13 protein-coding genes and 1 tRNA gene are annotated in these 12,288 nt (G+C 52.8%); 9 read left to right on the forward strand and 5 right to left on the reverse strand.

Translation table 11 applies throughout. The annotated features are described in order from the left end of the window. The 4 genes from ACXJJW_RS03610 to ACXJJW_RS03625 form a co-directional block, all read right to left on the reverse strand. Positions 1-278: CBS domain-containing protein (locus ACXJJW_RS03610; RefSeq protein ID WP_456474366.1), on the reverse strand; the 278-nt coding region annotated here is incomplete at its 3' end. Between the two features lie 58 nt (positions 279-336). Next, the gene (locus tag ACXJJW_RS03615; protein WP_456474367.1) at positions 337-1,221 is read right to left on the reverse strand and encodes a hypothetical protein; all 885 of its coding nucleotides are present in this window, start codon (positions 1,219-1,221) and stop codon (positions 337-339) included. Positions 1,222-1,604: 383 nt separating this feature from the next. Further along, on the reverse strand, positions 1,605-1,991 hold the full coding sequence (locus ACXJJW_RS03620) for a type II toxin-antitoxin system death-on-curing family toxin (protein ID WP_456474368.1): 387 nt from the start codon (positions 1,989-1,991) through the stop codon (positions 1,605-1,607). A 196-nt stretch (positions 1,992-2,187) separates the two neighbouring features. Then, positions 2,188-2,262, reverse strand: a tRNA-Ile gene (locus ACXJJW_RS03625). A 160-nt stretch (positions 2,263-2,422) separates the two neighbouring features. Here ACXJJW_RS03625 and ACXJJW_RS03630 point away from each other — a divergent pair. The 9 genes from ACXJJW_RS03630 to ACXJJW_RS03670 all read left to right on the forward strand — a co-directional run bounded on the left by ACXJJW_RS03630 (position 2,423) and on the right by ACXJJW_RS03670 (position 11,809). Further along, complete coding sequence (locus ACXJJW_RS03630) at positions 2,423-3,496, forward strand: DUF8426 domain-containing protein (RefSeq protein WP_456474369.1); 1,074 nt, start codon at positions 2,423-2,425, stop codon at positions 3,494-3,496. A 228-nt stretch (positions 3,497-3,724) separates the two neighbouring features. After that, positions 3,725-5,611 carry an ATP-dependent protease LonB gene (gene lonB / locus ACXJJW_RS03635; RefSeq protein ID WP_456474378.1) on the forward strand — a complete coding sequence of 629 codons (1,887 nt, stop codon included), beginning with the start codon at positions 3,725-3,727 and terminating at the stop codon, positions 5,609-5,611. A gap of 10 nt (positions 5,612-5,621) precedes the next feature. Continuing rightward, positions 5,622-6,968, forward strand: coding sequence for a TldD/PmbA family protein (locus ACXJJW_RS03640; protein ID WP_456474370.1), 1,347 nt, complete (start codon positions 5,622-5,624; stop codon positions 6,966-6,968). After that, a complete protein-coding gene (locus ACXJJW_RS03645; protein WP_456474371.1) occupies positions 6,965-8,230 on the forward strand; it encodes a TldD/PmbA family protein in 1,266 nt (421 codons plus the stop codon). Before ACXJJW_RS03640 ends, ACXJJW_RS03645 begins: the two co-directional genes overlap by 4 nt. 13 nt (positions 8,231-8,243) lie before the next feature. Continuing rightward, positions 8,244-8,681 (forward strand): hypothetical protein, encoded by a 438-nt coding sequence (locus tag ACXJJW_RS03650; RefSeq protein WP_456474372.1) that lies wholly within the window; start codon positions 8,244-8,246, stop codon positions 8,679-8,681. A 2-nt stretch (positions 8,682-8,683) separates the two neighbouring features. Beyond that, positions 8,684-9,043: a hypothetical protein gene (locus ACXJJW_RS03655; RefSeq protein WP_456474373.1), complete on the forward strand. Its 360-nt coding sequence runs from the start codon at positions 8,684-8,686 to the stop codon at positions 9,041-9,043. Between the two features lie 4 nt (positions 9,044-9,047). After that, positions 9,048-10,049 carry a bis-aminopropyl spermidine synthase family protein gene (locus ACXJJW_RS03660; protein WP_456474374.1) on the forward strand — a complete coding sequence of 334 codons (1,002 nt, stop codon included), beginning with the start codon at positions 9,048-9,050 and terminating at the stop codon, positions 10,047-10,049. A 26-nt stretch (positions 10,050-10,075) separates the two neighbouring features. Continuing rightward, the gene (locus tag ACXJJW_RS03665; RefSeq protein WP_456474375.1) at positions 10,076-11,170 is read left to right on the forward strand and encodes a radical SAM protein; all 1,095 of its coding nucleotides are present in this window, start codon (positions 10,076-10,078) and stop codon (positions 11,168-11,170) included. A gap of 9 nt (positions 11,171-11,179) precedes the next feature. Next, positions 11,180-11,809, forward strand: a complete 630-nt coding sequence (locus ACXJJW_RS03670; protein ID WP_456474376.1) for an MBL fold metallo-hydrolase — start codon at positions 11,180-11,182, stop codon at positions 11,807-11,809. 9 nt (positions 11,810-11,818) lie between these two features. On the opposite strand, the gene ACXJJW_RS03675 is transcribed toward ACXJJW_RS03670, so the two are convergent. Beyond that, on the reverse strand, positions 11,819-12,064 hold the full coding sequence (locus ACXJJW_RS03675) for a hypothetical protein (RefSeq protein ID WP_456474377.1): 246 nt from the start codon (positions 12,062-12,064) through the stop codon (positions 11,819-11,821). Positions 12,065-12,288 lie beyond the last annotated feature (224 nt).

The following is a 12,288-nucleotide window of genomic DNA, read 5'->3' on the forward strand; positions in this document are numbered from 1 at the left end:
CCCGCCTCCTCTATGCTGGTTTCCGGTGTAACCGAGATTGTGTAGGGTGTCATTATGTCCTCGGCGGTGTATTTGAAGTTGAGTCCAGGGTTGCCGTTGGCAAGCTTGAAGATGTCCAGCGCCGACACCACACCCACAACATCACCCCCACTGTCCACAACAACCACGCCGGAGATGTTTTTGTTGACCATCTTATCCAGAATCTCAGTCACCGTGGAGTCGAGCTTGACAGAGATAACATTGCGGGTCATTATATCCCCAACTTTGGTCTCCTGCATAGCCAACCACCTGTTTAAACGCTATTGTTAGGGGTATAAAAAGGTTGTGATGCCTGCTTCAGGGGATCCTCTTCTGCAGCTCGGGGAGCTCTTCAAGCACCTTCTCTGGGGTGTAGCTTTTGAGCTCCTCCACCAGCCCCGACTCGGCCAGCATGTCCACTGTCAGAGGCAAGGCCACGCCGTCCACGCTTCTGGCATCGCCCATGTGCAGCGAGAAGGGTGCCCTGGCAAGCTTGCCACTCGGCGTCTGTGAGGGGTCGAGGGTCAGCTGCCCTGCCAGTTTCTCGTGACCTCCGGCGATGCGTATCCCCAGCGTGGACCTTATCTTCTCAGCCCACCTGCCTGTGAAGCTGGCCAGCGGCGCCTCCTTGGAGAACCTCAGGTTGGTGTCATAGAATTCAGGCGGAAGCTCATTCTCAAGCAGGAGGTACACGTGAAAGGAGGAACCGGTGTACATCGTAAAGAAGCGGTACTCTGGCAACAACGCATTGAACTCCTCATCTTCGCGTATGAGCTCCACCAGCGCTCTGGCCGCGAGCCGAGCCTCCTCAATGCCGACCTCTCTAGCCCTGTCGATGTCGAAGAAGATGCGCTCTATTGCTCTGCCTTCCCCCTCGCCGTTGGTGGCATAGAAGAAGTCGCACAGCTTCCGCGGCAGAAAGTAGTTCCACACCCTCACCTGGGTTGGGGTAAGCCTGTGGCGGACCTCCCTGAGGGAGCGCAGCCTGAGTTTGAGAAATTCATCAGTGACGCTCTCAGCCAGCTGCTCAATGTAAAGTACGCCGTGTTTTGAGCCCCGCTTTATTATCTTTGGCCCGCGGGGAATCCACACCTTGGTGGCGAGCTCTTTTCCGCGCAGAAAGCCGAAAAGCGCCTTTGCAACCTCGCCGTAGTAGTAGAGCACATCAAGTTTGCCAAGAGGCGCAAGGACATCGCGAGGCATTGGTTTTCCCCTTTAAGGGCGAAAGAGATGGCGTTGTGAAGGATTGTTGGAAGGTAGAAGAGTAGAACTCGCCTTCTAAAGGGGATGGTTAAAGCAATTGAACCGCCAACAATAGACAATAAGCCTTATTATTAGTTTACTTTACTCTACCTGCCACTATCAATATTCAATCAAAAGTTTTTAATGGTTAACTATCTCAACTTGAAACATAAAGTATATATGTAGTTCCGATAATAGGGGTAGTTAATATGACCATAGACGAATTTCGGCATGCTATGTCTTATACCTCTAGAAAATCTACAGCCGAAGAGTTGAGAGAGGCAAGAAGGTTAGCTAGGAAAATAATTAATGAGAATAGAGTGCTCTTTGACAAACTTGCTAAATTATAACTCTATTTTGACGGCATGTTTTCTTATCCATTTTTTTACTTCTTTTAATGTTGCTTTATTTTGAGCAATTTTCACCAGCAATTTAATACATGAATCCGGATTACATTTTATTTTAAAATTTTTCTGGTATAATATTGTTTCTGCTAGAAGATAAGCCATTCTTTTATTACCATCTGAAAACGCATGCTGAGCTGCGATTTCAAACATCGCCATAGCTGCCTGATCAAAAACATCTCTTTGCTTATTTACTTTGAAGGTCGCCATATCTATGATTCCCCTGTTTAAAATTGTTTCCCCTTGAATTTCCATAGTTAACAACATTTCGTCAAAAAGTGTTTCAATAACATCTGGAGTTACCTTCACTTCCTTTGATTTATTCATATTATATCCCCGTTATGATACTACCATAAAAATGTCATTAAAGAAATAATTTATCTTATGGGGTTCCGTCCTTCATCCCTGCTATTATCCTTATACACCATCCAATATTTCCTGTGTGAGGTGGTCGCATTGAATAGAGCAACTATTATACACCGGATACCGACAGTCCCGGAGAAGCACCCAAAGAAAAAAGAAATGGGCCCGCTGGGCTTCGAACCCAGGACCTTTCGCTTATCAGGCGAACGCGCTGACCAGGCTGCGCCACGGGCCCTCGTGATTCTGGCGCGGTTTCACCTCTTAAAATTTTAATGAAAGTGATGTTCATTTCTAGGATAAGTCTCATGCCCAGATGCCTTATAATACGTATAAAATTTACCAAAGATTTTAATTATATAAGCAACCTAATTATCATTGGACAATGGGGGCAAGATATGAAATTTCTAGATACTAAACAGATCTTTGAAAGTATTCGTGAACTTTCATCTAATGCAGATAGGAGAGTATATGCTGCAGTTGCTTTTGTTGGGAAGGAGTCTTATAATTTGTTTAGTGAAAATATACGAAATGTTGAGGATATAAGATTTATTGTTAACTTTAGTGAAAGCAGCGTAAAAAATGGGCTTACAAATCCATATGGGATCAATCAGCTTCAAGATTTTGCAGAAGTGCGGAACAATAAAAACTTACATGCAAAAATTTACATCTTTGACGATACTGCGTTGATATGCAGTGCAAATCTTTCTAGGCATGCAACAACAAATATAGAGGCAGGAATTTCGATCAACAGAAAAGATACCGTTGAAGAAATAGTTAGATTTTTTGAAAGATTGTGGAAAGAGTCTAAACAGATAAACAAAGAGTTGCTAATTAAAAGAATAAAAATATGGAAAAAAATTGGGAATAAAAGAGCAATACAAATGGTATCACGTAACAATGATTTAGAGCAAAAAATTAAAATCAATCGATGGAAAAATCCTATCCCCCCAACGTTGCAAATTAAGCTTAAAGAACTTCCTACCATTAAAAACAGAAAATACTTCTACATTATGCATTTGAGCTATAATGGGGATATGAGAAAAGAACTTTGGGACTATGCTAAGGATAACAACCTCATAGGTCTTTCTCATCAAGAAGTAGATGAATGGACAGAAGATCGTGAATCAATAATCAATGAAAAGCGCTTAAAGAAAGGTTGGATTGGCCAATTCGACTTATTTTGTAGTATTATGAAAAAAGGTGACATCGTGTTGATATTAGATGGTGAGAGATATCTTCTCGGAGTGGCAGAGGTTAGCGATAATAAACATAAGCTTTTAAAAATAGATGAATTAGAACATGACTTCTACTTCTTTGATCATGTAAGAGAAGTTATATGGATTGAGGAGCATGAATATGATGAACGTCGTAGATTACCTCAACAAATAGGTTTCAAAAATACCTTGAACATGGTGAAACCAGGACACAAACGTTGGAAAAAGCTGGAAAATTTCACAATTTATATTTAAAAATGTGAATTTTAACACTTTTTACCCGATCGTTAAAAAAGCCTCCCGTGCCGGTATACATCCACCTCAGCCACCATGTAAACCACCTTATCCTTGTTGGAGAGCTATTAAATCCCAGGCTTAAGCGGTGGCTAGTAGGCTCTACCCAAGCTTTATATTCCTCCTCCGCCAATATTACTTTCGTTAAACTTTCCGCTATCCTAGGAAGGTGAAGCGAAATTGGACCTTATGAAGTTCCGCACCACTGAGGAGATTGAGGTTCCCAAGAACCTTATCGACCAGGTGATTGGCCAGGAAAGTGCAGTAGAGATAATAAGGAAGGCCGCCCTCCAGAAGAGGCATGTTCTGCTCATAGGCGACCCGGGTACAGGGAAGAGCATGCTGGGTCAGGCGATGGCGGAGCTCCTTCCCACCGAAGAGCTTGAAGATGTCCTCGTCTACCCCAATCCCGAAGACAAGAACAACCCCAAGATAGAGGTGGTAAAGGCAGGCGAGGGCGAGGCGATACTCCAGCGCTTCAAGGACCAGAAGCGTAAGGTAGAGGCGCCCATAAACACCATGTTCAAGGTGCTCTTCATAAGCATAATGTTCCTCGTGCTTTACTACATGCTGGTGCTCCAGCAGCCCTATGTGCTCTTCCTCGGGATAATCGCCTTTGTCTTCCTGCTGATGGGCAGACAATACATAAAGGTCAAGGACGATGTGCTAGTGCCCAAGCTGCTTTTGAGCAACAAGGACAGGGCAAAGGCTCCCTTCATAGACGCCACGGGCTCGCATGCAGGTGCGCTGCTGGGCGATGTACGCCACGACCCCTTCCAGAGCGGCGGGCTTGAGACACCTCCCCACGAGCTGGTTGAGGCTGGGGCGATTCACCGCGCGCATAAGGGTGTGCTCTTCATAGACGAGATTTCCACACTGGGCATAGAGAGCCAGCAGTCCCTGCTAACTGCGATGCAGGAGAAGAAGTTCCAGATTACTGGGCAGAGTGAGCGTAGCTCGGGCGCCATGGTGCGTACAGAGCCAGTGCCCTGTGATTTCATCCTCGTTGCCGCCGGCAACCTGGATGTGGTCAGGAAGATGCATCCTGCGCTGCGCTCCCGTATCAGGGGCTACGGCTATGAGATTTACATGAAGGATGTGATGGAGGACACGCGGGAGAACCGCGATAAGCTTGTGCAGTTCGTTGCCCAGGAGGTCAAAAAGGACGGCAAGATACCCCACTTCACCCGTGAGGCTGTAATTGAGATTATAGAGGATGCGAGAAGGCGCGCTGGTAGGAGAGGCAAGCTCACCCTCAAGCTTCGCGCCCTGGGCGGCCTGGTGCGTGCCGCCGGCGACGTCGCAATAAGCGAGGGCGCACCCTACGTCGAAGCAAGGCACGTGAAGAAGGCAAAGAAGATTGCACGAACACTGGAGCAGCAGATAGCAGACAGGTACATAAGCCAGAAGAAGGACTACGAGGTTTACAGGGTTGAGGGCGCCGAGGTGGGCAAGGTTAACGGCCTTGCGGTAATAGGCAGCGACAGCGGCGTAATTCTGCCCATAGTGGCTGAGGTTACCCCTGCCCAGAGCCGCGAGGAGGGCAAGATAATAGCCACGGGCAAGCTGCGCACCATAGCTAGAGAGGCAATCCAGAACGTGAGCGCAATTATCAAAAAGCACACAGGCAGGGATATATCCAACTACGATGTTCACATTCAGTTTCTGCAGACCTATGAGGGCGTCGAGGGAGACAGCGCCAGCATAAGTGTTGCAACAGCAGTTTTCTCTGCCCTGGAGAACATACCCGTCGACCAGAGCGTCGCCATGACCGGCTCCCTCAGTGTACGCGGCGATGTGCTGCCTGTGGGCGGTATAAACGCCAAGATAGATGCGGCAATCCACGCTGGAATACACAGGGTCATAATACCCGGCGGAAACCTCAAGGATGTGATGCTTGACTCAAAGAAGAGCAGGATGATAAAGATAGTACCGGTTAATACGCTCTCTGAGGTGCTGGAGGAGGCACTGTGCTGGAGTGAGGACCGCGAGGGCCTGCTCGACCGCGTGAAGAGCATGATTTCACTGCCCAGGGTGGACAAGGCCTTACCCAGTGTTGACAAGCAGGGAAGCTGAGGCTCTTCTTATGCAGGACGAAATTAGAGAACTTCTAGAGCTGCCAGCCCGTTTTGTTGATGTCACCCTCCACAGCGTGGAGAGCACCTCCATTTTAATGAAAGACGGCGTTGCCAAGGAGGTTGCAACAGGTGAGAGCTCTGGGATTGGGCTCCGCCTTCTTGAGAGGGGATGGGGCTTTGCCTATGGGAGCAGCGTGGAGGCTGTGAAGGACCTCGCCAGACGTGCACTGCGCGGCGCCAGGATGGAGCGCGAGAGGACTCAGCTTGCAGAGGTGGAGGTAGCCAGGGACAGGGTTGAGGCGAGGGCAGAGCTGCACCCCACCAGGGCCAGCCTCGAGGAGAAGCTGGAGTACCTCATGCGGGCCCATGAGGTGGCGAAGAGTTATGAGAGCATTGTGAGCACGAGCTTTGCCTACAGCGATGCCAGCATTGAGATAACCTACCTGAGCTCTGAGGGGGCGGAGATAGCGATGCGCTACCCGCGTGTGGCCTTCTATGCCCAGGTCTTTGCAAAGGATGGTGCAAAAATTCAATTCGCCGGTGAGCGCGTGGGCGCAACCTCTGGCTTAGAGACCCTCAGCAACGTTGAACTCGTCGCAAAGGAGGCGTGTGAGAAGGCGCTCCGCCTGCTTCATGCAAAGGCAGCGCCCTCTGGGGAGTTTACTGTGGTGATAGACCCGAAGCTTACGGGTGTGTTCATCCACGAGGCCTTAGGCCACGCTGTGGAGGCGGACCACGTGGTGCAGGGCGAGTCCATACTCGCCGGGAAGCTGGGAGAGACCATCGCCTCCGAACAGGTTACCATCTACGACGACCCCACCCTGGAGCAGGGATTCGGCTCCTACTTCTACGACGCCGAGGGTGTTAGAGCACAGAAGAAGGCGGTTGTGGAGCGGGGTGTTCTGCGCAGCTATCTGCACTCCCGCGAGACAGCGGCCAAGCTCGGGCAGGCGCCCACTGGCAATGCGCGCGCCCAGGGTTACAACTTTCAGCAAATGCCCAGGATGAGCAATACCTACCTCGCCAGGGGCGATGCCAGCTTTGAGGAGCTGATTGAGGATGTGAAGTTTGGCGTATATCTGCTCGGCTCCAGGGGCGGCGAGGTGGACACGGCGCGGGGGGTTTTCCAGTTCTCTGCAGAGGAGGGCTTCCTCATAGAGAAGGGTGAGGTCACCACGCCGGTTAGAGATGTCGCCCTCTCCGGTGAGACCCTTGCAATACTCCGCCGCGTAGACGCTGTGGGCAGCGACTTTGGGGTGCACATAGGCTACTGCGGCAAGAGTGGGCAGCTTGTTGCTGTGGGAGACGGCGGTCCTGCGATTCGAACAGTGGCAACTGTGGGGGGTACGCAATGACGCCGCGGGAGGCGCTCCGCTGGCTGGAGAAACACGGAGACGAGGGCGAGATATATGAGCTCAGGCAGCGCAGCTATGGGGTGGAGATAAAGCGCGGCCAGGTGGAGCTGGTGGAGGCAGGCGAACTCCACGGCTATGCCGCCCGCGTACTCCTGAAGGGCAGCATGGGATTTGCATATGGTAATGAGCTTACCCTGGGGCTCCTGAAGAAGGCGCTGGGCGTGGCGAAGGTCTCCCCTCCGGATGAGCACCTCGCCTTTGCAGGTGAGCAGAGGCACAGGAGGATTAAGGGCATCTATGATCCCCGGCTCGCCTCGCTGAGCTTTGAGGAGCTTGAGGCTGAGCTCGAGGCGATGCTCACGCCCGCCAAGGCCAGAGGGGTGGAGGTGACCCAGGGTACAGTGGCGTGGCAGGTGAGCGAGGAGCGCATACTCAACAGTCTTGGCGTGGAGGCGGAGGAGAGGAGCACAGAGATTTCCGCCTATCTGAGTACCGTTGCGAGGCGGGGTGAGGAGGTGGCGACGGGTATGCACTTCGACGCCTCGCGAAGTTTAGATTTAAATTTTGAAGCCGTGGGCGAGGTTGCGAGCCGCCTGGCAAAGGAGTCGCTGGGGGCGCAGAAGCTTGAGACCGCCGACTATGGTGTGGTGCTGCGCCCCATAGCAGTCGCAGAGCTGCTTGAGAATGTTCTCATACCCAGCTTCAGCGCAGACAATGTGCAGCGCGGGCGAAGCCGCCTTGCGGGCAGGCTGGGGGAGCAGGTGTTCGGCGAGAATTTTGGTATAGTTGACGATGCAACCCTTGAGGCCGGGCTTGAAAGCTCCAGCTTCGACGGCGAAGGCACAGCTGCGCAGCGCAAGGTGCTTGTGGAGAAGGGCGTCCTCAGGGGCTACCTCTACGACATATACACGGCGCGCAGGGAGGGTAAAGAAAGCACAGGCAATGCCTATCGCAGCGGCTACTCAACCCTGCCGCACATAGATGCCTCCAACTTCATAGTCCAGGGCAGGGGGGGCCTCGAGGATGATGCACTGGTTGTTCATGGCCTGATAGGCGCGCACACCTCCAACCCTGTTACAGGCGACTTTTCAGTTGAGACAAGAAATGCCTTTTATGACGGCTCGCCGGTGAAGAAGGCGATACTCGCGGGCAATGTATATGAGCTCCTCGGCAGCATCTCCGGCTTTGGCAGGGATGTGACGCAGGTCTCGGGAGTGGTTACACCCAGTGTGGGCTTCTCAAAGGTAAGGGTTGTAGGTTAGGAAGGTGATTACTGTGAAACTCTTTATAAGAACCCAGCCCCTGCAGAAGAAGATGCGTGGGAAGGAAGATGAGAGGATAAAGAAGAGCTATGATGAGATTCTGGAGCATCTCGGCATAACCAGCGACGGCATCACCACGCAATGCTTCAGGGTGAGAGAGTTTATAGATGTGGAGAGGCATCCCTTCCTCAAGAGGTACAAGCTGTGCGTGAAGCACGGCAAATCAATGCGAAGGTTCATCACCTTCTACCTGAAGCACAGGGAGAAGATTCACGACAGGCTCACGCTGTTCTTCGACGCCTCGGGTAGGCACGTGGAGACGGAGTACATCCACACCCTGGGCACAATTCACAGGCTGGAGAAGAAGGATAAGATCAAGGAGTACGAGTGTGGAATAGAGGTGCTGCTCTCGCGGGTGCTGGGGGAGCAGGTGGAGCTTATAATCGAGTAGCCATGAAGAGCTGCTGTCTTGTTTCTGGGGAGATACTGGGTGAGAGGATAGCGCTGGCGATGGCTGAGCCCGCCTCCCTGGAGGATTTTCTGCAGGAGTTCGCAGCCAGGGGCAGGGCCTACCTGAGCTACGCCTACGAGATGCTCGGCGAGGACGAGGCGGTGGTGCGCGTGGAGAGGAGCGCCTTCTGGGAGGTTATAAAGCGCACCTCCATAGAAAAGATCAAGAGGGCGGGATGCACTTCTGAGGTCAGGTTTATTGAGGCGGCGCTCAGGTGCTTTTTTGATGCAGAGGTTGAGCGCCGGCGCTGCTACCGGCGGAACTCGGCCCCCTGCGAGTTTGTGGTCAGGATAAGGAGGTGACACTGTGAAGGAGGAAGTGGTGCGCCTGCTGGGAAGGCGGAGGATGGACTTCTGGGAGCTTCTGGGCAGATGGGAGTATCGCCTCAAGGATTTTGTTGATGCTGTAAATGAGATGCACGCCACTGGCGAGCTGGTTGTGGAGAACGGCAGGGTTGCGCTCTCAGGGCAGGCGCTGGCGAAAGCGCCCCGGGCTCTGGAGGAGAGGACGTGCCGTGCCTGCAGCGAGAGGGGTGTTGACATCAGAGCCGCCCCGCTCCTGAAGGAGTTCAGGTCGCTGCTCAAAGCACGACCCCCAACTACTGCGGAGTACTTTCAGGGAAACATGGACGCTGAGAGTGTGGTTGCGAGGGTCTACCTCATGGATGCCCGCGATGGCCTTGCTGACAAGAGGATAACCCTTGTAGGCGACGACGACTACCTGAGCCTCGCCCTGGCGCTTACCCGCTTACCTTCGCGTGTGGTGGTGCTGGAGATAGATGAGCGCACAGGCGGATTTATAGAGCAGTGCTCCCGGAAGCACAAGCTGGAGATAGAGTATGTGCCCTACAATGTGGAAGAACCCCTGCCCAGGGAGCTTGTGGGCAGCGGCGATATTTTCTCCACAGAACCCCTGGAGACCCTCTCCGGCTTTCTGACCTTCTTTGCGCGCGGCGCTGCCACGCTCCGCAGCCGCGGTGTGGGCTACGTTGGGCTGACCAGCCTGGAATGCTCCATGGAAAAGTGGAGGCGCATTCAGGAGGAGATTCTGCGCATGGGTTTTGCGCTAACAGACATAAAGCGGAGGTTCTCAGCGTATCCAATGGAGTATCCGGAGGATGAGGTTTATGTGGACCAGGTGCTCAGGGCACTGCACTTCAAGCTTGAACCAGAGAATCGCAGGATATGGTACTTCTCCCACCTGCTGCGCGTGGAAGCTGTGGGGAAGATTGAGCCCGTGCCCGCACCCGGGGAGGCGGCAAAAATCGAGGTATTCGATGAGGGCGACGACTTTACGTATCCCAATTAGTACACGTTAGGCTGGCGCAATAGGTTATGTACTGGCTCCTGCGCCCTGATGCAGCGCGCGCCTTTGATGACCGCGGGGTGAGGCACGCGCTGGGGAGGTATATTCGCGTCGCCGTCAACGAGAGGGAGGCGAACTTCAGGATAGCGCAGCTTGTGGCGGCCGAATACGGGGAGGAGGAGAGCACAGAGGAGCTGTGGGAGCTCCACACTGAGAGGCTTGAAGATTACCATGCCCTGAGGGAGGAGCTCGACTCCGGAAAGAGGGACTACGACTCCATCCCGAAGCCTGAGAAGAGCCTGCTGGACCTCAAGCGCACCCTGGCGTGGCGTATGCTCAGCGCCTGTGAGTTCTGTGAGCGCCGCTGTAAGAGAAACCGCAGGCAGGGGGAGATAGGCTTCTGCGGCCTTGCGGCTGAGGCGAGGTTGAGCAGCGAGTTTATGCACATGGGCGAGGAGGCCTGCCTTGTACCGAGCCACACCCTCTTCTTCATAGGTTGCAATTTCTACTGTGTCTACTGCCAGAACTGGACAATATCGCGGCAGGTGGAGAAGGGCCTGCCGGTAACCGGAGAGTACCTTGCACAGCTTGTCAGGAAGCGCAGGCTGGGGGAGGGCAGCCGCAATGTGAACCTGGTGGGCGGCTCGCCCACGCCAAATCTGCATGTGATTCTGGACATGCTCTTAAACCTCGACGTGAATGTGCCCATAGTGTGGAACAGCAACATGTACATGACGCCGGAAGCTATGGCCCTTCTCCATGGCGTTGTGGACGTCTACCTGGGAGACTTCAAGTATGGCAACGATGGGTGCGCAAAGCGCCTTTCCAAGGCGCCGCGCTACTTTGAGGTGGTTACCCGCAACTTCCTGCTCGCCCGTGAACAGGGGGCTGAGCTTCTCATCCGCCACCTGGTTCTGCCGAACCACGTGGATTGCTGCACCCGGAAGATACTTGAGTGGATAGCAGAGAACCTGGGCAATGAGGCGAGGGTGAACATAATGGGGCAGTACCGTCCTGAATTTGAGGCGTATAAGCACGCGGATATATCGCGCCGGGTTAGCGGCGATGAGATGAGCAGAGCCTTTGCCATTGCGAAAGAGCTGGGACTGTGGAACCTGGACTGAGGTGATGAGATGGAGATAGTACCATTAATTTCCAAGGGATATGATTCGAACGTATATGTTATCAGGGACAAGAAGGTGGCGGTTATAGACACCGGCCTGAGCGAAGACTGGCTGGAGCGCATGCTCCGCGGGGTTGTTGAGCCTGAGCGCGTTGACTATGTGATAAATACCCATGCCCACATAGACCACTGCGGTGGCAATGGGCTCTTTCCAAATGCGAAGACGCTTATCCATGAGCTTGATGCTAAGGCGATGAGGGAGGGCAGGTTCTATGGCACTGCCTCACTTTTTGCTCACGGCAAGAGCCTGAGCTATGACCGCGTTTTCAGGGAGGGGGAGCTCATAGACCTGGGCGAGACAAAGCTTGAGGTGCTCCACACGCCGGGGCATACGCCGGGGAGCGCATGCCTCTACATCCCGGGCACAGGGGTGCTGTTCTCTGGCGACACCCTCTTCGCCGGCGGAAGCTTTGGACGCGTGGATATGGGCGGAAATATGCTGCAGCTCAAGCATAGCCTTCGACGCCTGGCCTCGCTGGATATAGAGGTGCTGTATCCAGGACACCTGGAGGTGGTGGAGGGCGACGAGGCCAGGGAAAGCGCCCGCCTTGCCTGGGAGATCGCCGAGGAGTACTACTGAGGCGGCTTCCTATATTTTCACAATAAATAATCCGTCCTTTTCTATTCTAATCTTTAATCTGTCGCCCTCTTTGAATGGAAAAGAACTGTCCCTCGCCACTTCAGTGGGAACATAGATGAAAAACCTGTCATATTTTTTCTTTCCAGTTATAGTTGGCCCAAATGATGCCCCCTTGCGCAATAGACGCACGTCTGAGGTGGGCATTATTCTGAGCACTTTCTCTGCTTCATGCCGGCCTCTCAACCAGCTCTTCAAGCTGCTTCCAGCACAGCTCAGCCCGGCGGTTGTGGTTATCTGACGTAAATCTGACGCAAATCTGACGCATCATTTCTCCCTCAAAACATAGTATATTGCCTTCCCCCTTCCCTTTCTTTCTATCAGGTTTAGGTTAAGCAGATTATTTAACCATCTGTTTGCAGTATCTCTACTAACTCCATATTTTCTTTGAATGTCAGAGCTTGTTATCCTTCCCTATACCC

Source organism: Candidatus Pyrohabitans sp., from assembly GCF_054014795.1.